Origin of the sequence: Paratissierella segnis (assembly GCF_014385195.1) — a bacterium.
Classification (GTDB): domain Bacteria; phylum Bacillota; class Clostridia; order Tissierellales; family Tissierellaceae; genus Paratissierella; species Paratissierella segnis.
On sequence record NZ_JACRTG010000003.1, the window covers coordinates 89,105 to 114,306 of the forward strand.

The 25,202-nt window shown below is 32.1% G+C and carries 24 protein-coding genes and 1 riboswitch; all 24 genes read left to right on the forward strand.

The features are described 5' to 3' along the window. Nucleotides 1–82: 82 nt before the first annotated feature. The 24 genes from H8707_RS01135 to H8707_RS01250 all read left to right on the forward strand — a co-directional run bounded on the left by H8707_RS01135 (nt 83) and on the right by H8707_RS01250 (nt 24,922). Entirely contained in the window at nt 83–946 is an 864-nt protein-coding gene (locus tag H8707_RS01135) for a conjugal transfer protein TraX (protein WP_262428304.1), read from the forward strand. 33 nt (nt 947–979) lie between these two features. Beyond that, nucleotides 980–2,290, forward strand: a complete 1,311-nt coding sequence (locus tag H8707_RS01140; protein WP_262428305.1) for a M18 family aminopeptidase — start codon at nt 980–982, stop codon at nt 2,288–2,290. A gap of 81 nt (nt 2,291–2,371) precedes the next feature. After that, a complete protein-coding gene (locus tag H8707_RS01145) occupies nt 2,372–3,058 on the forward strand; it encodes a response regulator transcription factor (RefSeq protein WP_262428306.1) in 687 nt (228 codons plus the stop codon). A gap of 18 nt (nt 3,059–3,076) precedes the next feature. Continuing rightward, nucleotides 3,077–4,327: a sensor histidine kinase gene (locus H8707_RS01150; RefSeq protein ID WP_262428307.1), complete on the forward strand. Its 1,251-nt coding sequence runs from the start codon at nt 3,077–3,079 to the stop codon at nt 4,325–4,327. Nucleotides 4,328–4,392: 65 nt separating this feature from the next. Continuing rightward, complete coding sequence (locus H8707_RS01155; protein ID WP_262428308.1) at nt 4,393–5,076, forward strand: ABC transporter ATP-binding protein; 684 nt, start codon at nt 4,393–4,395, stop codon at nt 5,074–5,076. Beyond that, nucleotides 5,073–7,409, forward strand: a complete 2,337-nt coding sequence (locus H8707_RS01160) for an ABC transporter permease (protein WP_262428309.1) — start codon at nt 5,073–5,075, stop codon at nt 7,407–7,409. Before H8707_RS01155 ends, H8707_RS01160 begins: the two co-directional genes overlap by 4 nt. A 170-nt stretch (nt 7,410–7,579) precedes the next feature. Further along, nucleotides 7,580–7,795, forward strand: a complete 216-nt coding sequence (locus tag H8707_RS01165) for a helix-turn-helix transcriptional regulator (protein ID WP_262428310.1) — start codon at nt 7,580–7,582, stop codon at nt 7,793–7,795. Continuing rightward, complete coding sequence (locus H8707_RS01170) at nt 7,782–8,225, forward strand: hypothetical protein (protein ID WP_262428311.1); 444 nt, start codon at nt 7,782–7,784, stop codon at nt 8,223–8,225. Before H8707_RS01165 ends, H8707_RS01170 begins: the two co-directional genes overlap by 14 nt. A gap of 27 nt (nt 8,226–8,252) precedes the next feature. Beyond that, complete coding sequence (locus H8707_RS01175; protein WP_262428312.1) at nt 8,253–8,918, forward strand: response regulator transcription factor; 666 nt, start codon at nt 8,253–8,255, stop codon at nt 8,916–8,918. Further along, entirely contained in the window at nt 8,915–9,817 is a 903-nt protein-coding gene (locus H8707_RS01180; protein WP_262428313.1) for a sensor histidine kinase, read from the forward strand. The genes H8707_RS01175 and H8707_RS01180 overlap by 4 nt, the downstream gene beginning before the upstream one ends. Then, nucleotides 9,735–10,901 carry a hypothetical protein gene (locus tag H8707_RS01185; protein ID WP_262428314.1) on the forward strand — a complete coding sequence of 389 codons (1,167 nt, stop codon included), beginning with the start codon at nt 9,735–9,737 and terminating at the stop codon, nt 10,899–10,901. Before H8707_RS01180 ends, H8707_RS01185 begins: the two co-directional genes overlap by 83 nt. A gap of 140 nt (nt 10,902–11,041) precedes the next feature. After that, nucleotides 11,042–11,935 carry an ABC transporter ATP-binding protein gene (locus tag H8707_RS01190; protein WP_262428315.1) on the forward strand — a complete coding sequence of 298 codons (894 nt, stop codon included), beginning with the start codon at nt 11,042–11,044 and terminating at the stop codon, nt 11,933–11,935. Continuing rightward, nucleotides 11,925–14,102 carry a M1 family aminopeptidase gene (locus H8707_RS01195; protein ID WP_262428316.1) on the forward strand — a complete coding sequence of 726 codons (2,178 nt, stop codon included), beginning with the start codon at nt 11,925–11,927 and terminating at the stop codon, nt 14,100–14,102. Before H8707_RS01190 ends, H8707_RS01195 begins: the two co-directional genes overlap by 11 nt. Next, nucleotides 14,095–14,835 carry a hypothetical protein gene (locus H8707_RS01200; protein WP_262428317.1) on the forward strand — a complete coding sequence of 247 codons (741 nt, stop codon included), beginning with the start codon at nt 14,095–14,097 and terminating at the stop codon, nt 14,833–14,835. Before H8707_RS01195 ends, H8707_RS01200 begins: the two co-directional genes overlap by 8 nt. An 18-nt stretch (nt 14,836–14,853) precedes the next feature. Then, complete coding sequence (locus H8707_RS01205; protein ID WP_262428318.1) at nt 14,854–15,375, forward strand: RNA polymerase sigma factor; 522 nt, start codon at nt 14,854–14,856, stop codon at nt 15,373–15,375. 12 nt (nt 15,376–15,387) lie between these two features. After that, entirely contained in the window at nt 15,388–15,693 is a 306-nt protein-coding gene (locus H8707_RS01210; RefSeq protein WP_262428319.1) for a hypothetical protein, read from the forward strand. Beyond that, nucleotides 15,683–16,390 carry an ATP-binding cassette domain-containing protein gene (locus tag H8707_RS01215; RefSeq protein ID WP_262428320.1) on the forward strand — a complete coding sequence of 236 codons (708 nt, stop codon included), beginning with the start codon at nt 15,683–15,685 and terminating at the stop codon, nt 16,388–16,390. The genes H8707_RS01210 and H8707_RS01215 overlap by 11 nt, the downstream gene beginning before the upstream one ends. A 6-nt stretch (nt 16,391–16,396) precedes the next feature. Next, nucleotides 16,397–17,551, forward strand: a complete 1,155-nt coding sequence (locus H8707_RS01220; protein WP_262428321.1) for an ABC transporter permease — start codon at nt 16,397–16,399, stop codon at nt 17,549–17,551. A gap of 193 nt (nt 17,552–17,744) precedes the next feature. Continuing rightward, nucleotides 17,745–18,815, forward strand: coding sequence for a TolB-like translocation protein (locus tag H8707_RS01225; RefSeq protein WP_262428322.1), 1,071 nt, complete (start codon nt 17,745–17,747; stop codon nt 18,813–18,815). A 209-nt stretch (nt 18,816–19,024) separates the two neighbouring features. Then, nucleotides 19,025–20,632, forward strand: coding sequence for a spore germination protein (locus H8707_RS01230; protein ID WP_262428323.1), 1,608 nt, complete (start codon nt 19,025–19,027; stop codon nt 20,630–20,632). After that, entirely contained in the window at nt 20,625–21,803 is a 1,179-nt protein-coding gene (locus H8707_RS01235) for a Ger(x)C family spore germination protein (protein WP_262428324.1), read from the forward strand. Before H8707_RS01230 ends, H8707_RS01235 begins: the two co-directional genes overlap by 8 nt. Next, the gene (locus H8707_RS01240; RefSeq protein WP_262428325.1) at nt 21,790–22,893 is read left to right on the forward strand and encodes a GerAB/ArcD/ProY family transporter; all 1,104 of its coding nucleotides are present in this window, start codon (nt 21,790–21,792) and stop codon (nt 22,891–22,893) included. Before H8707_RS01235 ends, H8707_RS01240 begins: the two co-directional genes overlap by 14 nt. Further along, complete coding sequence (locus H8707_RS01245) at nt 22,894–23,115, forward strand: hypothetical protein (RefSeq protein WP_262428326.1); 222 nt, start codon at nt 22,894–22,896, stop codon at nt 23,113–23,115. It abuts the gene before it with no gap. Between the two features lie 364 nt (nt 23,116–23,479). Further along, complete coding sequence (locus H8707_RS01250; protein WP_262428327.1) at nt 23,480–24,922, forward strand: NCS2 family permease; 1,443 nt, start codon at nt 23,480–23,482, stop codon at nt 24,920–24,922. A 52-nt stretch (nt 24,923–24,974) separates the two neighbouring features. Further along, a riboswitch (cobalamin riboswitch) is annotated at nt 24,975–25,155 on the forward strand. Nucleotides 25,156–25,202 lie beyond the last annotated feature (47 nt).

A 25,202-nucleotide genomic window follows, 5' to 3' on the forward strand; every position in this document is an offset into this window, starting at 1 on the left:
TAGTAATTTATCCATATATATTCAGATTATGGATTTAATAAAAAGACAAATTATAACAGGATAGCTAAAGGAGGGGTTACAATTGACCTTAGAAAGCAATAAAAAAGAGCTTAAAGGATTGACAGGATTTGATATCAAGATGTTAGCTCTTATTTTCATGTTATTAGATCACATTCACTATTTTTTTGAATTTACAGGCAAGATTCCAGTTGCATTTTCATGGATTGGCAGAATGGCAGGAGATTTATTTCTGTTTACTATGATAGAAGGCTATACTCATACTTCCAGTAAGAAAAAATATTTTTTAAGGATCTATATCATGTCTGTATTTATGGGGATTATAAAAAGTTTAATGACAATTTTCCCAGCACTTCAAAGAGGAGACGGATTTTATGCTGAAAATGGAATATTTTCTACTTTCGTTATTTTAATTATAATATTTAAAGGAATAGATTATATTAGGGAGAAAAAAATATTTAAAGGGGTTGGTCTAGTACTATCTCCATTTATAGTAAGCTATGCTATAGTTTTTATTTTTCAGCTTTTAATCTTTCCCAATTTACCAATGGATACTGCCGGACATATTTATATGATATTATCCAGTTTTATTCCGTCGCCTTTTATGGTTGAAGGGGGGATATATATAATTTTAACCGGCATTATATTATATATATTCCGTGAAAACAGAAAACTGCAACTTATATCTTATGGAATATTTATATTGGCTTGGATGATTGGTATTCCTTTAGCCTATATCAGACCTATCAGCTTAAAACTTATGTTTACAGATTATTATGAGTGGATGGCTGTATTTGCCGTAATCTTTATGTTTATGTATAATGGTGAAAAGGGTAAATCTATGAAGAAATTATTTTATATATTTTACCCAGCTCATATTTATATATTATACGGATTATCCATTTTACTTTACAACTTGAAACATTGATTAGGAGAAAAATAAATATGAAAGGAAGATTTTATGAACAAAGAACAGAAATTTGCTGAAAAATTAATAGACTTTATTGATGCAAGTCACAGTTCGTTTCATGCAACAAAAAACGTAGAAGAAATACTTATTAAAGAAGGATTTGAAAAGATTGAATTAAAGGATAAGTGGAAATTAAAAAAAGAGGGCAGGTATTATGTTACTAAGAACAGTTCTGCAATAATAGGATTTATAATAGGCAAAGGAGAAATAGAAGATGATGGGTTTAGGATTGTAGGTGCTCATACGGATTCGCCGACTTTTAGAATTAAACCTGATCCGGAGATAACTGTGGCAGGGAAATATTTGAAATTGAACACAGAGGTTTATGGCGGACCCATATTGAGCACTTGGTTTGACAGACCCTTATCTATGGCGGGCAGAGTAAGCGTAAAGACCCAAAATCCGTTAAAGCCTAAAGAAGTACTTATTGACATGGAAAAACCAATAATGATTATACCTAATCTAGCCATACACATGAACAGAAAAGTAAACGAGGGCATAAAGATAAATCCTCAAATAGATACTTTACCATTACTATCGACAATAAATGACAAATTTGAAAAAGAAAATTTCATAATGGAATTAATCGCTGAAAACATTGGTATAAAAACAGAGGATATTCTGGATTTTGAATTATATTTATACAGTGTGGAGAAGGGAGCCTTAATAGGATTAAATGAAGAGTTCATTTCCATCGGAAGATTAGACGATTTAGCTATGGCTCACGCAGGCTTATATGGGCTTGTAGACAGTAAAATAGGCAATGCTACAAACATATTAGTTTGCTTTGACAATGAAGAAGTGGGTAGTACGACAAAGCAAGGTGCTGCCAGTCCGATGCTTAGAAGCATCCTTGAGAGAATTGCAATAGCCATGGGAAAAGACAAGGAAGGTTATTATAGAGGATTATCCAATTCATTTTTAATATCTTCAGATATGGCGCATTCAATTCATCCAAATTACATGGGAAAGCAAGATTTAACTAATAGACCGGTAATAAACGGAGGACCTGTAATAAAAATAGCCGCCAGTCAATCTTATACATCCGACAGTTCATCGTCAGCTGTTTATGAAGGCATATGTAAATCCATAAATGTTCCTGTACAAAAATTTGTTAATAGATCTGATGAAAGAGGAGGCTCGACTATAGGACCTATATCTTCAACTCAATTGGATGTCCCATCAGTAGATATAGGCAATCCAATACTTGGTATGCATTCCGTAAGAGAATTAGGTGGAGTTTTTGATCACTATTATGCATATAAGTCCTTCCGAGAATTTTATAGCATTATAGAAATATAAGGTTCTCGGGGTTATTTCCGATTGTTTTAAGGCAGTAAAATCAGCTGCTTGTGATTAAGACTGTAAAAGGGGAATTTATAAATGGAAAATATATTGTTAGTTGAAGACGATTTGAACTTAATAGATGGTTTAGAGTATTCTCTTAATAAAAATGGATTTAGCGTTGATATTGCAAGGACTGTAAGAGAAGCTTTTTCCTTTTGTGCAGATAGAAAGTATGACTTGCTGATTTTGGATTTAACATTACCGGATGGAATGGGTTTTGAAATCTGTAAGAGGGTGCGATTGACTTCAACTGTACCGATTATTTTTTTGACGGCTTCCGACGAAGAAGTAAATGTAGTTATGGGCTTGGATATTGGGGGAGACGATTACATTACCAAGCCCTTTAAATTGAACGAGCTTATTGCTAGAATAAAGGCATTGCTCCGCAGATCAAACGCTTTTCAAAAGGAAACTTCTGCAGTATCTTCAAATGGTATTACTATTGAATTTATGAACAATCGAGCCTTAAAAAATGGACAGGCATTGGAACTAACTGTAAGTGAATTTAAATTACTTAGCTTGTTGATGCAAAATCCAAATATCACTTTAACACGGACAGGTATATTGGATAAATTGTGGGATGGGGACGGAGACTTCATAGATGACAATACTCTTTCCGTATATGTAAGGAGGTTGAGACGTAAAATAGAAGATAATCCGGACCACCCTCAAATACTTCTTACAGTACGCGGTATCGGCTACAAATGGAATGTAGTAAAATAATAAGGGGCTGCTAATATTATGAAAATACTTACTAATAAAGATATTAGAAGATTGTTTTTGGGAATTTCAGCTGTTATAATATTATTTTTGGTAATTTGCCTAATTTTTTCTCAAGGGATTGTAAAAGATTTTAAAGTGAGGATGCTGGGTCATGATTATGGGGTAGCAGGATATTTATTGGAGCATGGGACAAGCCCTTCTGATGTTTCTGCTGCATTTAAAACTGGGAAGACGGAAGGAGAAATCTCTGCTGGAAAAAATCTCTTGGTATCACTAGGGTATGAAACGGATATTAACGATAAATTCCTGCCTGATATGGATAAGCTTATTTTTAAATATCGTTTAATTACTATATTAGGCTCAATTATATTTGGAATGTCAATCATTACAGCATTTTTTATATATTTTAAAAGACAGCAAAATATGATTGAAAAAGCTGGTTTTGCCATCAATACCTTTATGAGGGGAGATTCAACGGTGCGGATTGATGATGATGAAGAAGGAAGTTTGTATGAATTATTTGCATCTATCAATTCAATGGCTACTTCTTTAAATACATATGGCGGGAAAGAGAAGCATATCAAAGAGTTTTTGAAAGATACCATTGCAGACATTTCCCATCAGTTGAAAACACCTCTTACTGCTTTAAAGATGTACAATGAAATAATACAAGAGGAAAGCGGAAATGAAGAAACCGTAAAAAAATTTGCATCAAAAACGGAAAGTGCATTAGGACGCATAGAAGTTTTGATTCAAAATCTCTTAAAGGTTACAAGGTTTGATGCAGGAGCAATACTATTGAATAAAAAAGAAGAAAATATTGAAAGTATCATACAAAAGACTGTTTCAAGCTTTGAAACCAGAGCTCAAATAGAACAGAAAAGTATCGTGGTAAACGGCTCTTACGATGCTTTTCTTTATTGCGACAAGGACTGGATGATAGAAGCCATAGGAAATATTATTAAAAATGCGCTGGATCATATGGAAGCAGGGGGGAAAATAGAAATTGAATGGAATGAATCTCCTCTTATTACAAAGATTATTATAAAAGATAATGGTAATGGCATACATCCTGAGGATATTCATCACATTTTTAAACGATTTTACAGAAGCAGCTTTTCACAGGACAGGCAGGGGATAGGATTAGGATTATCATTGGTAAAATCAATTGTAGAGGCTCATAACGGTACTGTTATTGTAGAGAGTACATTGGGAGAGGGAAGTATTTTTACCCTTGATTTTCTAAAAACTTACAAATCTGTAAGCTGAAATTCATCTAAAAGTAAGCTGTATATGATATTTTGGTATCAGTAACGATGAAAGGCGGTAAGAAAATGAACATATTAGAAGTAAATAATTTGTATAAGACTTTCGGAAGTGAAGATACCAAGGTAGAAGCGCTTAAAAATGTATCATTTTCAATTTCTAAAGGTGAATTTGTTGCTGTAGTAGGAGAGTCAGGTTCAGGAAAGAGTACGCTTTTAAATGCAATCGGGGCATTGGATACACCAACTTTAGGGAAAGTTTTTATCGACGGTAAGGACATTTTCTCCATGAAAGAAGAACAATTGACTATTTTTCGGCGCAGAAATATTGGATTTATTTTTCAAGCATATAATTTAATTCCGGAGCTTAGTGTAGAGCAAAATATTATTTTTCCTTTGCTTTTGGATTATAAAAAACCAAATAAAGCAAATGTTGAGGAAATTTTAGAAGCACTAAGTTTAAAGGACAGGAGAAATTATTTACCCAGACAGCTTTCCGGAGGACAGCAACAGCGTGTTGCAATCGGGAGGGCTCTTATTACCAATCCTATCTTAATTTTAGCAGATGAGCCAACTGGAAATCTTGACAGCAAAAACAGTAAGGAAGTTGTCTCATTGTTAAAGGCTGCTGCTTACAAGCATCAGCAAACGATAATTATGATAACTCACAATCAAAGTATTGCTTCTGTTGCCGACCGTGTACTGGAAATTTCCGATGGTGTGTTGACGGATTTGGGGGTGCATGGTGAATGAAAAGCTATCTCAATTTAGTGGGAGAATATGCAAAAGTTCACAATAAAAAAAACCGCATGACGATTATATGCATTGCAATAGCAGTGTGTTTAGTTACGGCAATTTTTGGTATGGCAGACATGGAAATCATAACAAGAAAGATAGATGCTATTAAGCAGTATGGTAATTATCATATCAGTATAAAAGGCATTGATGATGAAACTGCAAAATTAATTGGAAATCGTATAGATGTGGAAACCTCTGGATGGGTACATGGATTTTATAATGCCGGTAATAGTATACTCAATGGAAAAACATTGGCAGTAGTAGGCGGTGAAGAAGCTATTAGTTATGAGATGGGAATTGATATTGAGGAAGGACGCTTTCCCAAAGGAATTGAGGAATGTTTACTTGATAGGCGAGCCATAGAACAGTTTCATATTTCACTGGGGGATATAATTTCTATAACTTTGCCGGATGGAAGAGGAGCTAAATATACTGTGGTTGGGGTATACAAAGACTTTGCAAACCTTAAGGAACAAGATGTTCATGGTTTGTACCTATCCAATGAAGGAATGCATAATATAACGGGGAATAGGGATGAAAGCCGCTATCATGTTCAATTCAAAAAAGGCGTTAATATGCAAAAATCAATTGATGAAATCAAAGCTAACTTCAAATTAACAGATAAACAGGTTTCGGAAAATGCCATGCTTCTGGGACTGGTAGGTCAAAGCCGCAATAGCTATATGATGATGCTCTACAAGACTGCGGCTGTATTGTTTGTGTTGGTTTTGGCTGCAGGAACTTTAATGATTGCAAGCAGTTTTAATATGGAAGTTATGGAACGTACTCAGTTTTATGGGATGCTCTCTTGTCTTGGAGCTTCTAAAAAACAAATAAAAAGGATTGTTTTGTTGCAAGGAATCAATTTCAGTCTTAAAGGGATTCCAATAGGATTGTTAGCAGGAACAATTATCATTTGGATATCTTCAGCATTTTTAAAATATATAACTCCTGTTTATTTTAGCAATATGCCTTTATTTGGTATTAGCTGGCTTAGTTTGCTTGCAGGAACTATAGTAGGTTTTTTGACGGTAATACTTGCATCCTTTTCTCCATGTAAAAAAGCGTCCTCAGTTTCTCCACTTAGCGCAGTGACAGGAAATGTTGCTCAAAATGGAATTCATAAGTTCAAATCAATAGTAAAACCCAAAAATAGCCGGATAGATATTGCTATGGGAATTAATCATGCTTTTGCCAGTAGGAAAAATATTTTGTTGATGACGGGTTCTTTTGGCATAAGCATTGTATTATTTTTATCCTTTAGCGTACTGGTTAATTTTATGCATCAGGCATTGAAGCCATTAAGACCTTATACGCCGGACATTTCTATTATAAGTGAGGATAATACTTGTTTATTGGATGTAAATCTACTTGAAGAATTAAAGAGAAATCCTGATATAAAGCGTGTATATGGCCGAATGTTTGCATATGATATGTCTGTAGCAAGTAAATATGGTAATGGCAAAATCAACTTAATTTCCTATGAAGAAAATCAATTTAATTGGGCTAAGGAAAAGTTGACTTGTGGAAGTATTGATGAAGCAGTTAAAGGAATGGACAGTGTGCTTATTGCCTATTCGGAAGATTTGAATTATGAGGTAGGAGATATTATTATTTTAAGATTGCCTTCAAGTGAGAAAAAGGTTAAAATCGCCGGCATATTGTCTGATACTCCATTTGATAGGGAGGACGGGGTTGAAACAGTAATTTGTTCGGAAAGACTATTTAAAGATTTGACAGGAGAAACAGGATATACGATAATCGATGTGCAGCTTAAAAAAGGTGCTGATGATGATACGGTTTCCAAGATACGCAATTTGACAACATTACAAATGAAGTTTTCAGATCAACGTCAAAAAAACGAGGAGACTAAAGCTACGTTCTATTCTTTTGCAATCTTTATATATGGATTTTTATTGCTTATTGCAGCTATTACTGTATTTAATATTATAAACAGCATAAATATGAGCGTTACCAGCAGAATGAATCAATATGGCGTAATGCGGGCAGTGGGGATGTCGGGGAAACAACTTCATCACTTGGTATTTGCCGAATCCAGTACCTATGCAGTTTGTGGATGCCTAATGGGGTGTATTTTGGGATTGCCGCTTTACAGAATTATTTATCGTTCAATGATTACTTCACGCTGGGGACTTGAATGGGAGTTGCCAATTATTCCACTTGTTGTAATTATCGTTATTGCTGTTGGGACTACGATTTTGTCCGTCATCAGCCCGGTGAAGAAAATAAATGAAATGGATATTGTAAATGTTGTCAATGCTCAGTAGGAATTATTAAATTAAACTATATTCAAAAATCCCGATCATAATTTTATAATGGTCGGGATTTTTTTAAATGGATATTCAAACTGCAAACTTGTAAAGGAAACTTTACAAAATTATAAGTATGTGGTATTTTATATGTAAAGGAAACTTGTCAAGATAGAGGGTGTTATTTATTGAAAAATAAAGTAGAAATATTACGTAAAGAGAAAGGATTGAGCCAAGAGGAATTTGCTAAAGCAATTCGTGTTTCAAGACAGACTGTTAGCTCCATTGAGACAGGAAAGTATAATCCCTCATTGGAACTAGCATTTATTATTTCTAATTTTTTTGGGAAAAGAATCGAAAAAATTTTTATTTATGAAGGGAGCGATAAATATGAAAAAGAATAATTTTATAACTGGATTGTTATTTTTGTTAGTTGGTATGATATGTTTAGTTACTGCATTGCTATTTGAAACTAAATTAAACAGTTTATTGAGTGGATTTGCAGGAGCAGGTATTAGTAGTGGCATAGTTATGTTGTGGAAATATTACTATTGGATAAGACCGGAAAATAAAGATAAATATAAAGAAAAGATAGAAAAGGAAAATGTTGAATTACACGATGAAAGAAAAGAAATGTTAAGAGATAAATCTGGTAGATATGCCTATATTTTAGGTTTAATTGTCTTATCAATCTCCATAGTTGTATTTTCTATTCTTGGAAGTTTAGAAATTGTAGGAGATACTCGTTTGATAGTTTTATATTTAGGGGGATTGTTAGTATTTCAATATATTATTGGGGTTATTATTTATAAAAAATTAAGTAAAAAGTATTAAAAGACAAGGAAAAGGGAGATGTACTCCATGTATAAAATTGCAATAATAGATGATGATAAAGGAATTCGTGAGGAGTTGGGAATACTTCTTAAAAATAATGGATATGAAGTTTGTTTACCTACAGATTTCTCTGAAATTCCTTCGATGATTCAAAGGGAAAATCCTCATTTAATATTACTTGATATAAATTTACCTGAACAGGATGGATTTCATCTTTGTATTCAGATACGTTCATCGACTAATATTCCTATTATCTTTATAACCAGTAGAGATAATAGAATGGATGAACTACAAGGAATTACTCTAGGGGCAGATGATTTTATAACTAAACCCTTTAATGTTTCTATACTTCTGGCAAGGATGACAAGGATTTTAAATCGTGTTTATGGTGAAAGTTTAGACCAGAAACTTATTCATAAAGGGGTACAACTCCATTTAGAATCTGGTATGATAGAATATAATGATAATAAGATGGAATTGACAAAGAATGAACTAAAGATATTATATATTTTATTTAAAAATAAGGGGACTATTGTATCACGTATGGAAATCATGGATTATCTTTGGGATAATTCTATATTTATTGATGATAATACATTAAGTGTTAATATTACTCGCATTCGCAGCAAGTTAAAAGAATTGGGAATTTATGATTTTATTTGTACAAAGCATGGACAGGGGTATATGATATGAAATTTAGAAATTATTTAAAGGATAAAGCACTGATAATTATAGTCAATATTATGCTGATGGTGCTCCTAGCCTTATATATGTTTGCCATAGGAAATGGCATTTCAGATATTTTTCTCATTATATTAGTTTGGAATGTTGTGCTTGTGTTTTCTTTAGTCATACAATACTATAGGCGGAAGAGGTTCTTAGAAGGACTGCTTCATACCTGTGAAAATTTAGAGGAAAGATATCTTATTTTAGAATTAATGGATAAACCGCAAACTGCTGAGGATGCTATTTACCAAAGAGTTCTTAGGCTTTCTAACAAATCCATGATAGAAAAAATTAATAAAGTTCAAGGAGAAGGAAAAGAGTATAAAGAGTTTATAGAAAAATGGGTACATGAAATTAAGACACCTTTAGCAGCTATGAAGTTAATTTGTGATAACAATAAGACAAATACTTCAAGAAGACTTTTGGAAGAATTAGAGCGAACTGAAGGTTATGTGGACCAAGTTTTATTTTATGCTAGAAGTGAAATAGCAGAAAAGGACTATCTTGTTGGAGAAGTTAGACTTGAAGAAGTAGTAGGAGATGCACTCAGGGACAATAAACAACTTATCTTAAATAATCAAGTTTCTATCGATATTAACTGTCCGCATATGGTTTTTACAGATCCAAAATGGATTTTATTTATTTTAAATCAGCTTATTATAAATTCGGTAAAATATAAGGCGAAGAAGATAAAGTTTTACACTACAAAAATTGGGAATGGGATTTCTCTTTCAGTAAAAGATGATGGTATAGGCATAGGTGAAGAAGATATTCCTCGTATCTTTGATAAAGGATTTACGGGAGAAAATGGAAGAAAGTTTAATTGCTACTACCTTTTTATTTTCACTTGTTGCACTTATATCTAGCTCTATGTTGTCTGATTGGGCTTTAGGCTATTTAGATAAGAGAGCAATATTTGATGTTCAAGTTTTTACTGTATATAATAATATTGAAACTAAAGAAAATTTACCAAATATTAATTATAATTTTATAGATGAATTCTTAAAAAAAAGAGGATATCCTTTTAAAGATAGAGTTAAAGTAGAAACTTATTTTTTAGATAAGGATGATTTCCATAAAAGATATAAAAATGATTTTCCAGTCCTCGGGATTTCTTTATCTGATTACAATCATCTTATATCTATGATAGGAGCAAGCCCAATAAGTTTAGAACCAAATACATTTGCTACTCAGTGGCAAGCTATTGCTAATGAGGAGGAAATAAAGGAATTTATGGAGGCTCATGATACTATACAAGTAGATGATAATGTTTTGGTTCAAAGCAATTATCCTCCCCTAGATAATAATTTAGGAGAATCTTTATATAATTTGTATACAGATGTAATATATATACTCCCAGATGAGATTTGTGAAAATTTAATGACTGCTAATATGAATTATTATGGAATTACAGAAAAGCCTATTTCATTTTCTGTAGCCTCTGAGTTGGAAGAATATCTTCATACTACTATGGAAAATCAAGATTTAGTTACTATGAATACGACAGATATCCGTACAAAGACTATCCAACAAAATGAAGGGATTTCAGGAACTTTAATGATACGTTTAATTTTAATTTACTTGGGAGTAGTCCTTATTGTAATGTGCTTTACCATACTATCATTACAGCAATTAGCTGATTCCTCAGATTTTAGATATAGATTTCAAGTTATTGATAAATTAGGAGTACCTAAGATTAGAATCAACAAAATTATTTTAAAGCAGATGAGCATTTGGTTTGGACTTCCTCTTGTGATTGGATTGTTATGTGGAAGTGTGATGATATACTATTTTATACGTAGCTCATCAGCGCAATTGTCTGCTTATGTGGGGATGAAGACAATTCTAGTGAATATTTTACTTACAGGATTGATTTTATTCATATTATTTGGATGTTATTTTGCTACTACGTGGATATTATTTCAAAGAAATATTGAAGGAAATAAGTAAACACCCCATATACTTAAAAACCAGGACAGTTGAAGACTTAAAACTCCTTCAACCGTCCTTCTTCATTTTTTATATATAAATTATTTTTATAGTGTAACTTTTATTACCTTTTCTCGAATATATAAAGGAGGGTGATATAAATGGAGATAAAACTAGAGAATATCAGCAAAGAATATAAAAATGTAAAGGCACTTGATAATATCAATTTAGCAATAAATTCACCAGCTATGATTGGATTTGTAGGACCAAATGGAGCAGGGAAAAGTACATTGATGAAGATGTTAGTAGGACAATTGCTGCCTACCAGTGGAAATATAATAGTAGATGGAGTTTTACTAAACAAAAATGAAAAACATCTAAAAGAAAGATTAGGATACTTACCGCAGGATTTTGGATTGTATGAGGAGCTTACCGTTGAAGAGTTTTTGGACTATATGGCTTGCTTAAAAGGTATAAATAGGAGTAAAAGAAAATCAATTGACAGGGCAATTAGCTTGACAAGCCTAGAAGAAAAAAGAAAATTTAAGATAAAAACTCTTTCAGGAGGACAAAAACAAAGGATAGGAATAGCTCAAGCGATACTTAATAATCCTGAGCTACTGATAGTTGACGAGCCAACAGTAGGGCTGGATCCGGAAGAAAGGATAAAGTTTAGAAATTTATTTTCCGAAGGATCTAAAGAGAAAATAGTTATATTGTCCACTCACATAATTGAAGACGTAGAATCCATATGTAATTCAATAATAGTTCTAAATAAGGGGAAAATACTCTTTGCAGGAGAGCCTAGCGAATTAGTTAAAGGAGCTTTAGATCATGTGGGAACTATAGAGATTGTAGGAAATAACAGAGAAGAGATATTGGAAAGTGGAATGAAGGGTGAATTCAAGATTACTTCCACTGTAATTACTCCGCATGGAACTAGATATAGAGTAGTATCAGAAAGTTTGCCATCATCTTTTGAAAAGATAACTCCTTCTTTAGAAGATGCTTATGTATATTGCATGCTGAAAGGAGAAGTGGAAAATGCCGGATAAACTTTTATTGATTAAGAATGAAGTCAAATATATGTTTAAAGAAAAGGCAATTATTTTATTGATTTTGGCTGCATGTATTATACTATCAATAGGAATCAATTCATTAAATATGACAAATGATTTCAATTTATTTTATATAAGAAGAACTTCGTCAACTGTATCCTTTAATTCTGCAAAGTTTGGAGCAACAATTTGCTCTCTTTTGTTTGCTCTGTTTACAGTAATTAATTTGGATAAAGATAAACGAAAGAGAAGCAAGGCTATTATAGAATCGAATTTAGACTATTTGAATATCATAAAGGTACGAATTACCTCTATAATATTTTATGCTATTCTGACAACTATAGTTGGAATGATAGTTGTAATGGCTATACAAAAATTAATATATGGTATTTCAATAGATGCTTTCTATTACTTGTTTAGCTATTTTGTAATATTTTTTCCAACTCTTTTATTTTCTATTTTGATAATATCAGGACTCTATCTTTTAACGGAGAGTTTGGATATGAGCGTCATAACTTTTATTATGCTCTTTATAAAAAGTTTAAAATCAAATAATTATTTGTTAGCTTGGGTGCAAACAAATTTGGATATCGTTTCAGATTTTGCAGGGATAGGCCCTGTAGAAAATACCATTATCTACAATAGATTATTATGGCTTTTAATCTCACTATCCATATTTTTTATAGGATTATTATTTAGAAGAAGATATGAAAGCGGGATTGGGAGTTCCTTTTTCATAAATATTAAGAGCAAAGGATTATTAGCTTTAACAATACTTGTCCTATTGGGCAGTGGATTTACTTATGCTAAAGAACCTTATACCATGGAATTGATGAGTGATTTGGATATGCCCATAGATGAAAAAATACAATTAGAAGGCATATATCCTGAAGTTGAATTTGATAGTGAAAATGGAAAGATGAATGCTCATATTTTATATAGTTTTATAAACAATGGTTCAAATACCGTTAAGTTTAATATAAATGAGGGACTAAAAATAAATTCTTTAAAAGTTAATGGAGAAGAAATATCATATAAAAAGATTAAAAATATCGTTGAAGTACCCATACCTAATGCGGAAAAGGTAAATATAGAATTTTCCTATGACGGAGAAGTCAAATATGATAAAAATGGGGTGGGCAGCGGAATGCCCGGATATATCTCTAAGTATAGCATATACTTGCTTGAAGCTTCTAATTGGATTTTCAGACCTTTGGTTGTTGAAGGAGATATAATAGACATTTCCGGATATTACATGGCACCGGATTATTTAACTATGGTAGTACCCGGTAAACTTGTAGAAGTAGAAACAATTGATGGCAACAAAAAGTGGATATTTGAGTATAAATCCCATACTGCAGATATTGGAGCATTTGCAGCTAAATATAAGAAAGTCCAAATTGATGTTTTAAATATGGCTGTTGAGTTTTACTATACGCCAAAACATGAAGAATATGTGGACAATATGCAAATAGTAGAGCATATAAAAGATATGATGGAGTATTATACCCAAAATATTGGCAAATATTATTCAAAGGAGTATCCCTTAAAGATTGCTGAGGTTTCCATATATAAGAGGGGAGGGCACTCTTCTGAAAATGTTATAACTTTTTCAGAAAACACTATAAATCGTGATAACGACATGTATTCTGTATTGGGTAAAAATAATGGAATAGAAGATTTTAGAAAGGTAGACGTTTATGCTAATGATCTAAATCTAATAGCTCATGAAATGGCTCACCAATGGTGGGGAACGGGTGTAAATGTAATAGAGGATATTCCTTGGTCATCTGAGGGACTTGCAAACTATTTTTCATATAAATATACACAGAAGGAATTTGGAGATATGATTTCTTCGGGTGCTTTCCTACAACCATGGGAATACAGGGTAAATGAACTTAAAAATTATTATTATATAAAGAATGATGATATGAAAGAGAAATTAAATGAAAAATTTATTAGATCTTTGGAAATGGAAAAGAGAAAAGCTGAATTATATTATCTAATGCCTCTTAAGCTTTTGAAAGGAGAAGAAATTCAAGGAGAAAAAGCTTTTTTAGAAGGAATGCAGAAAATATATAAAGGGCATCTGCTGAAAGATTTAACTTATGATGAATTTCTTAAAGAAATGAATCTTGATGAGGAGGCGCTTGAGATTGATTAATCTGTTGAGATATGAAATTAAAAGAATTGTATGGTCTAAGAAATACCTGTATATTGTTCTTTTGATTGTTGCAAGTACTTATGATTCTTTGACTAGGCTGATTATAGGCGGATATATGGGAACTGCTCCTTTTTCAGATTGGAGTTATACACTTTTTCTAAATTTGATTTCTCCATTGTTAATGGTTTCTATGATATTTATTATATCAAGCACTTTTAACGATAAGGAGATGAGAGCAAGAAGTATTATATTTTCATCTCCTATAACCCAAACTAAATACTATATACTGAAATCTTTTGCCGTGTTTGTTATATTTATATTGACATCATTAGTTCCAATTTCCATGAGCTTTATATATTATAAGATCATGTTTGGATATGGTGAATTTGGAAGTTTTATAAAGTTCATATTTGCTTTTTTGTTTCCAACCTTTATATTCCTTTTAGGATTGAGTATGCTTTTAGGGAAAATCAATGTAAAATTAATATATACTTTGATACCTGTAGTATTTCTTATTGGGTTTTTGAATTTAGGGGGCGATATAGTCCCTATGTGGGCAGATATATTTGGGAACAACTTTTTTGATATGTATTCTCTTTCAATGCTTATAGGAAGGGAAATGGAGATTGTACCCTTTAAATTGCCAAATGCATTTATTTATACGAGATTAGAGCTTGTTCTATTGGGATTAATTTTTCTATTATATACATGTAATAAGGAGGAAAAAGAATAATGTAGCGGAGGTGAAAAGGTGGAAGATAAGTTAAAGTTATTAAAAGAAGGAAACCAACAAGCCTTTGAGGAATTTGTAATTGAATATAGAAAGGAAGCCGTAAATTTTGCAGCAAATATATTAAAAGATTACCATATTGCTGAAGATATAGTACAGGATAGCTTCGCTTTTATCTATGTATATAGGGAAAGAATTAGAGAGTATAGCACTTTAAAATCCTATTTATTCTCCATTATACATAATAGAGCAATCGACTATATTAGAAAAAATAATAGAAATATAACTATAGATTTAGATGCTATTTCCACTTTTTCTCCGGAAGAACAGATATTGGATAAGGAGCGAAGAAAGAGCTTTATAAAAAGTTTTAACAGTTTAAATGAGAAGTATAAAGTAGTACTTTATCTATATGGTTTTCAAGAACTGTCTTATAAGGAAATATCGGAAGTAGTGGGAATAAGTTTAGCTCAAGTTAAAATAAATATTTTTCGCGGAAGAAAAAAATTAAAAACCTTATATAACGAAGAAATTGATCAGTAGGAGGTGAAATAAATGGAGGGTAGAGAAGATAATCGCAAATATTTAGATGAAGTTTGGAAGCGAGTTAATGTTTTAGAATATGATAAAGTTCAAATTGAAAAGATTAAAGAAAATAAAAGAAAATTAAAGAAAATTCAGCTGCGTTGGATATTATTAATATTTGGAGCGCCGATTATTTTATCATTGATATTATTTTTAAGGACTGGTGTAGGAATAGTACAATTGACCGCAGTAACTCTCGTTTTTTTGATTGCGTCGCAGATATATGAATATTTTTTATTCAGAGAGGTAAAGAGGAGGATTTACTATGAATATTGAGGTAAAAGGACTTGTGAAGGATTATGGAGGTAAAAGGGTTTTAGATGATATAAATATCAACATCTATAAAGGCGTTCATGGGATTTTAGGACCAAATGGAGCCGGAAAGACCACATTGCTGAGAATACTATCTACCTTGATACCTAAGACTTCAGGAGAAGTTTATTTTGATGGAATAAACGGTGAAAACAAAAAAGAAATAAGAAAGATAATAGGATATCTTCCTCAAGAATTTTCTTTTTATCCTAATTTTACAGTATATGAAATTTTAGATTATTTTGCTGCACTTTCCAATAAGAAACTTTCTAAAGCTGAAATATTATCTAAATTGGAAGAAGTACATCTGCAAGAACTATCTAAGGTAAAGACTAAGGCGCTTTCAGGGGGGATGAAGAGAAGGCTTGGGGTAGCAGTAGCTATGGTAGGAGAACCGGAAGTATTGATATTAGATGAGCCAACAGCAGGACTTGATCCGGAAGAGGGGATTCAAATAAGAAACATGTTCTCTGAAATAGGAAAGGATAGGACGGTATTGTTGTCAACTCATACTGCACAAGATATAAGATTAAGCTGTAATAATTTAGTAGTTCTAAACAAAGGTAAGGTCGTTTATGATGGTGCAGTTGGGAACATGATTACAGAAGTGAATTCTCTAACATTAGAGGATGCCTATATGAAGCTTATAGAGGAGGTGTAGACATATATGTTTAGAAAGGTTTTTTTAAAGGAACTTAAACATCAATTTACGAGCATTACTATTGTAATTTTATTAGTGTCTACTTTTTTGTTTTACTATACCCAATTTGTCGGAGATTTAAAAAGAAATTGGATAAAACCTATACCTCAAAGGACAGATATGCAAGTCCTATGGGGGGAAAAAGATGATATGTTAATTCTTAATGATGAAGAAATTACAAGAAGTGTATATGAAAATATGAAAGCGGATTATGAGCATGGTGATACTCTGAAGATTAAAGGAATCAACAGAGTATATGAAAAGATAAATGATAGTGAGAAGAGTGTCTTAAAAGATGTTGTGAAAGAATTCGAAGATAAGTTTTTTGATATGACTGATGAGGAATTTGATAATATTATGGGAAAAGCAGACAGAGCTTTAGGAGGAAACACAGCCTATAATGAAAAATATTATCTTTTATGTTTTGCTGCGAGAGAGCCCTACGAAGTAGAGAAAAAGGAATATGAAACTATTCTTAAAGAAGATAAAATTACCAATGCTTATGCCAGACTTTTTGCTGATTATATCGGGATAGCAATAGGGTTTTTCATGGTATTTGTTACTGGATTTACATTTGTTAAGGATAAAGGATATGGTTCAGATGAACTTATATATACCAGAAAAATTTCTTCTTTTAAATATGTGGGGGGAAAGTACTTAGCTGATATACTTACAGCTTTTATTATAGTAGCGATAATGGCAGCTCATGCTACTTGGTTATTCCATGGTTTTTCAAATATAACAGGGGACCCGATTTCGTATACAGCTTTTTTTAAATATGCTATTTTATGGATTTTGCCCACTATTATGTTTGTTGCATCTTTGAGTTATGTTCTTCAAATTATCTTTGATAACGGAATTGTCCCTATTATCATACAATTTTTATATTGGCTGTATAGTTCAGATATACACCATAACCAGATTTCAAAATATATAATTAGATTCAATAATATAGTTCCATATTCAGAATTTCAATTTGCAGAGCATGCCATATTTACTAATAGAATTTTTTATACGGTATTATCTATAGTATTACTTTTTGCGGCGATGAAGCTGTGGGATATAAAGAGGAGTTCATTAGATGAGGGATTTAAAATTAGGGGAAGGGTTATTTTTAAATAATGTAAATTAAAGAAATCAATAGGGAAAATAAATTGTAATGCTTGAGGTTGTCTTGAGTATAATATTAAGGTAAAAATAAACTAAGCAGATATGACAGATATGGAGGTTTAGGTATGGTAATTAGTTATATGATTTGTATAATTATATTGTAAGCCTATAGGAAATGCTGAATATAAAGCGAGGAGGTATTTAAATGAAGTACAACAAAGCGTCATTAATTTTGCTTGTTCTGTGTCTGATTATAACTCTTAGTGCCTGTAAACCAAAGGAGCCTATAACTATTGATGATAGAAGAGAAATAAAAAAATCTGCTGTAAAGGTGGAGAAAATTGAGAAGATGGATAATATGGAAATATCTGATTGGCTGAACGAGGAAACGGTAGTTGTCTCAAAGGAGAATGATTCATTAGATAAAATGGAGTTATTAGAGGTATCTGATTATTATCCAAGAAGCTTATATCTTTATAATTTCAATACTAAGGAATACAAGTTATTAAGGGAGGGAAAAAATATGTTTTTGGGGGGAGCAACTTTTTCTGAAGATAAAAAATACCTCTTGTATTCTGAATATTCATTAGGTGATCCAGCCTATTATGTAATGAATATGGATACCTTGGATAGCTTTGGAATTAGTGGAGATAATATCGGGGGAGCCATAAGTGCAAGATGGAATGGAAATCAAGTAATTGGGGGGAGCTATACTGACAGAATATATGAAGTAAATCCTACAGGAGAAATTTCTATCATAGAGGATATAGATGAGGAAGGAATATATGTTGCTGAAAAGATAAAGGGAAATATTTATTACAATACTTTATTTGATGAAAAATTAATCATGTACAATCAAGCTACTAAGGAAAAGACAGATTTAAATATTGAATCAGTGTACGATTTAATTCCGTCTACTGATGGTGATCGGATGTTGCTATTACAAAACAGCGATAATCTAAGTAATATGGTGCTTTGTGATATAGATGGAAGCAACCAAAAAATAATTGCAGCAGGGGAAAAGATTTATGCAGTTTCATGGTCTCCGGATCAACGATTGATTGCTTACAATCTTAAGACTACTATAGATAATAAAGATATCAATAATTTTTATATCTATGATATGCTTAACGATGAATATATTGAACTGGAAGGTAATATTCAAGGTGCAGCTACTACTTCTGCTTGGAGTCCTTTAGGAGATAAGATGGTTTATGTAGAAACAAATGGCGAAAAATATGATAGTAGTGTTGTATATTTAAAGTTTTCATTTTAATAAATCCTATAATCAAATGTCTTTATGAGATTTTCCTATGATAGGGGAAAGTTTTCGATGTTGAAAACATAGAGGGGGCAGTAAAATCCCGACCATAATTTTGTTATGGCCGGGATTTTTTTAAAATAGATGTAAAAATGAATATCTATACTTTAATTGATAACAATATTAATAATTCAATCTTATAAAAAAGATGAGGTGTTTGCACAATGGTTTTTAGATACATTTCAAGAAAAATAGTTTCAGCACAAAATCGAAATAAAGTCAATCATGATGCTATATTAGAAAATGGAGGGCTTGCTATTTCTAAAAATTTAGAAGAAAATTTAGATTTTATAAAATCGGCTATAGGTGAAAGTCAAGACTTAAAAATACATGAGTTTGCTTTTGGTGAGCATAATCAATTTTCTGGAGCATTGGTTTATATAGATGGTTTAGTAAATACCATTCAAATAACCGAAAGTATTTTAAAACCTATTGTTTCAAATAGAAAAAAATATAAATCCTTAGAAGAGTTGACTATAAGTGAAATTCGCAGGTCTATTCTTTGCTCAGGAAGTGTTACTGAAAGCAATCTATTTTCTCAAATTTTAGATGGTTGTTTATCAGGAAGTACAGTAATGCTATTAGATGGTTTTTCAAAAGGACTTATTATAAATACGGAAATGTGGGAAAAAAGAGATGTAACAGAACCCCAAACAGAAACTGTGATACGGGGTCCGAGAGAAGGGTTTACAGAAAATCTTCGGACAAATACCACTCTTTTAAGAAGAAGAATTAAGAGTCCCAAATTGAGAATGGATCATATGACTATAGGTCATAAAACTGCTACAAATGTATGCATTGCTTATATAGAAGGAGTTGCAAGACCGGAAATTATTGAACTATTAAGAACACGATTGGATAGTATCGATGTGGATGCCGTATTAGATTCTGGATATATTGAGGAATATATTGAAGAATCTCCATTTTCTATTTTCTCTACAGTAGGATATAGTGAGAAACCGGATGTGATTGCCTCAAAGATTTTGGAAGGGCGTATCGCAATTATTTCAGATGGAAGTCCATTTGTATTAACAGTCCCTATGCTATTTATTGAAAGCTTTCAAACTGCTGAAGATTATTATGTCAGAGCATTTTATGCAAGTATTACAAGATTGATGAGAATTTTTTGTTTTTTTATTGCAGTATTTGTAGTTCCAATATTTATTGCATTGTCAACCTATCACCAAGAGCTAATTCCAACGACGCTGTTGTTCACAGTGGCAACTGCCAGAGAAGGAACCCCTTTTCCTGCTTTGTTTGAAGCCTTGGTTCTGGTGATTTCATTTGAAATTTTAAGGGAAGCCGGACTAAGATTACCTCGTGCTGTAGGTCAAGCAATGAGTATTGTAGGAGCTTTGATTGTTGGCGATGCAGCTGTTTCTGCCGGATTAGTCGGTGCGCCTATGGTGATTGTAGTTGCTATTACTGCCGTTGCAGGCTTTATAATTCCAAGTCAAACTGATTCCATATCTATGCTGCGGATAATAATGATGATCTTGGCAGCTTTTCTTGGAGGATTTGGAATTGCAATCGGATTTTTGGGAATGCTGGTCCAGCTCGCAACTATGACATCTTTTGGCGTCCCTTATTTTGGAGCAGTGATGTTTTCCAGAGATCAGCAGGATAGTTTTATTAGAATGCCATTATGGATTATGGAGAAACGTCCAAAAAATATAGTTTATAAAGATAAACAAAGAAAGGAAGTTATCATTCCTCCGGTTAAATCGGACGAAAATGTAAAGCAAAAAGGACAGGATAATTTTGATGAATAAGTATAATCGCAGGATATATCTAATTATAATCTTAATAATAAATTTTATTTTAACCGGATGCTGGGATAATAATGAATTGGATACAATTTCAATAGTTACAGGTTTGGGAATAGATGCTGCTGAAAATGATGATGAAATTGATTTGACACTCCAAGTAAGTAAAATTAAAGGGACCACTGGATATGAAAAGGGCGCTGTAGGTCAGGGAAGTTCATTTTTTGTTATGGAGGCCACGGATAGCGGAATATTGTCTGGTATTGATAAACTAGAAAAACAAATTCCTCGCAGTATATTTTTGCATCATAACCAAGTGATAATTTTCGGAAAAGAACAAGCCAAAAAAGGCATCAAAAAATATATGGATGTTTTTATAAGAGAACATCAGATGCGTATGGAAACATGGGTTTTAATTTCAGATAGTACAGCTAAAGATATATTAACTGCTACTATGGAACAGGAAGAAAATTCTGCAATAGGATTATCAAAAATGATATATTCAGAGTCTCGCGACTATGAAGTCCTTTCAACTAAACTTATAGACTTAACTTCCAAAATGATGGAAAAAACTACATCACCTGTTATCCCCATAGTCACTGTGAATAGTGAAAATGGAAATTCGGAGGCCGAAATATCAGGGCTAGCTATTTTAAAAGAAGATAAATATATAGGAGAGTTAGATTTGGAAAGAGTAAGGGGGTATTCTTGGATTATGGGAAATTGCAGAGAAATTCCTTTTAATATAAAGACAGAGCATGGCTATGCAGATACAAGTATATCAAATATAAAATTAAAAAATAAACCTAAATTCGGTGCTGACGGGCCATTTATCTCAATTGATTTTAAAGGAGATGTAAGCATAAGAGAAATACAGGGATTTGAAGACATGAAGACTAACGAGATATTTGCGATATTGCAAAGATCCTGTGTAGAACAGTTAAAAAAAGAAATACTGGATTGCTTTAATTATAGTAAGAATTTGAATGCAGATATTTATGGTTTTGGGACAGAATTTTATCGTAAATATCCCAAAAATTTTGAAAAATTAAGAGAATATTGGGATGAAATATATCCCGAATTAGATATGGAAATAGATATAAATCTAGAGATAACAGATACCGGTAAGGTATTAAATTCTCTTTATATGGAGGAGAAAACAGATGAAAATAGATAATGGCAAAATATCTGCATCTCAATTCATGTTTGCTGTAGCTTGTTTTATTCAAGCATCAACTTTACTGACAGCATTTTTTATATCAGTAACTAAACAAGATTCATGGATAGTTAGTATCTTTGGATTTCTTATAGGGATGATATTTTTATGGATATATACAGCCCTTATGAAAAACTTTCCGAATAAAAATTTAGTGGAAATTAACGATTTGGTGTTTGGACCAGTCATAGGAAAGATATTTTCATTTATATATATATATTTCTTTTTAACTTTATCTGCTTTAAATTTAAAGGATATGGGAGATTTCGTGGGAATTGCTATAATGCCGGATACTCCTACAATAGTGATACTTGTCTCTTTTATGTGTATATGCGCATGGGCTGTTAGAGGTGGAATAGAAATCGTAACTAGGTACAGCCTGTTTTTTACATTTACTACCTCATTCATTATTATAGTTACATTTTTTCTTGCTTTTAATGATATTGATTTTAATAATTTTTTACCTATATTTAATCAACCATTTATGAAATATCTACAAGGAACACATATAATTTCTACTATTCCTTTTGGAGAAATTGTTGTATTTTTAATGGTTACTCCTAATATTGAAATACCTAAAAACAAGATAGGAAAATATTTCACATTAGGATTTGCAATTGGTGGAATAAGCCTTATCCTTATCATTTTAAGAGACATAGCGGTTCTTGGCAATGTAATTACACTGTTTACTTTTCCATCTTTCGAAACTCTTAGAATGATAAGATTATCTAGCACTTTAGGAAGAATGGAAGTATTATTTGCAGTAATTCTAATCACTTTAATGTTTTTTAAAATTAGTTTCTTGTATTATGTATCAGTTTTGGTCATCAGCCAAATATTTAAACTTAACTCTCACAAAAATATTGTTATAGGAGTTGGGATAATTATAATTATTTATTCTACCAATTTATACTATTCAATGATACAACACATGGAGCATGGAAGTAATATAACTCCATTCCAATGGCTTATATATGAATTTTTACTTCCGCTTATTACATTAACAGTCGCTAAGATAAGGAAAATATCATCTAGTGAGGAGGGTAATTAAATGCTATATGTAATTATAATTTTTCTAATTATTTCATTTATAGATTTGCCCAATTTGATAAAGAAAGATAGCAAAAAAGAATTGATAGTAGTTTGTTCTATTTTGTGTTTTGGATTTATTTTATCGAGTCTATATGCATTGGGAATTGACCTGCCCAGTCCTTTAGTTGGTATAGAAAATTTTCTAAAAAATATACTAAAGCTGGGATATAAAGACCAATAGAGATTCAGTAGCACCATTTAAATCATTTCGAACTAAGATTAGAAAATGGAAAAAACAAAAATCAATATTAAAAGATTACGATGCACAATTATATGAACAGTATTAAGGCGTCAAGATATGATAGAAACATAATACGGTGTACCGGAGATTTGTATAATCTATATGTAGGAATATATCAGTAATAATAATGTAAATATAATATTCAATGTGGAGGAACTTGAATTTGAAAAATAATTATATGGTGGAGGTAATAAGACTTCTAAATTTGTGATATAATACTTATATTAAAATTTTTTTATGCTTTTAAGAGATATATCCTTGAGATATGTCTTTTGAAATATTTTATCTAAGGAGGAAGTTATATATGGAAAATGGAAAGGAACCCTTTGTAGAAAGATTTTTCGACTTAAAGGGAAATGGCACAACGGTGTCAACTGAAATATTAGCCGGATTAACTACATTTTTTGCTATGTCTTATATTATCTTTGTTAATCCTTCAATGTTGGCTCAAACTGGAATGCCTTGGAATGCAGTATTTCTTGCAACGATTTTTGCTTCGGCGATAGGTACTTTATTTATGGGGATTTTTGCGAATGTACCCTATGCATTGGGTCCCGGTATGGGGTTGAATGCTTTTTTTACTTATACCGTAGTATTTGGATTAGGCTTTAGCTGGCAAGAAGCTTTAGCAATGGTTTTTATTTGCGGAATAGTAAATATTATTATTACAGCTACTAAGATTCGTAAATCAATTATTAAATCAATACCCGTTAGCTTACAAAATGCAATTGGCGGCGGTATAGGTATTTTTATTGCTTATATCGGTATTAAAAACGCAGGACTTATTAATTTTACTTCCGATCCCGGAAAATATATTCTTTTAGACAGCGGTACCGTCATTGCCGATGCATCCGCAGTCCCTGCTCTTGTAAATTTAAACAATGCAGGTGTTTTGCTTGCACTAATCGGGTTGGTTTTAACTATGGTTTTGCTCATATTTAAGGTAAAAGGAGCAATTTTAATCGGGATTATAGGAACTACTCTAATAGGTATTCCAATGGGGATTGTAGATATTTCTCAGGTAGGTGCAACTGCCGGAATCGGTGATGCATTTAGAGATTTAGGCACTACTATAGGTGCAGCTTTGGGAAAAGAAGGATTAATTTCATTGTTTTCTGATCCGGCAAAGATACCTTTGGTTTTGATGACAATCTTCGCTTTTAGCTTATCTGATACTTTTGATACTATAGGGACGTTTATTGGGACCGGAAGAAAAACCGGAATTTTTAGTGCAGAAGATGAAAAAGCTATGGAAGAAAGTTCAGGATTTAAATCCAAAATGGATAAAGCTTTATTTGCAGATTCAATAGGAACTTCAATTGGTGCATTGCTTGGAACTTCCAATACAACAACTTATGTTGAAAGTGCAGCCGGAATTGGAGCAGGAGGCCGTACAGGGCTCACCAGTGTTGTTACAGCATTAGCTTTTATTGCTTCCATGTTTATAGCTCCTATTGCAGGGTTGGTTCCTACACAAGCCACTGCACCTGCTTTGATTATAGTTGGCATCATGATGCTTTCATCTTTCAGTGAAATTAAATGGGATGATTTTGAAGAAGCAATACCCGCCTTTTTCGCAGGGATATTTATGGCTTTATGTTATAGCATTTCCTATGGAATAGCAGCAGGATTTATATTTTATCTTTTGGTTAAAATTTGTAGACATGAAGTTAAAGATGTTCATCCAATTTTAATAGTATCTGTAATATTATTTATATTAAATTTTGTTATCCTTGCTTTTATGTAAAAGGATTGTGAATTGAATTAAGCATTAAGCTACTTGATAAGGGCTTATATTTATTGTATAATGAAAAATGAAAACTAAATAATTTGTTAAATGGGTTTAGGAAGCAAGTGGAAATCTTGCACGGTCCCGCCGCTGTAAATAAGGAGTCTTTTCCAATATGCCACTGGGAAACTGGGAAGGCAGAAAAGATGATGAACTTAAGTCAGAATACTTTCTCATTTATTAGCAAAAGAAATAATTCTACGGTAGATGGAAAAGGCTATAATTTGTTAAAAAATCT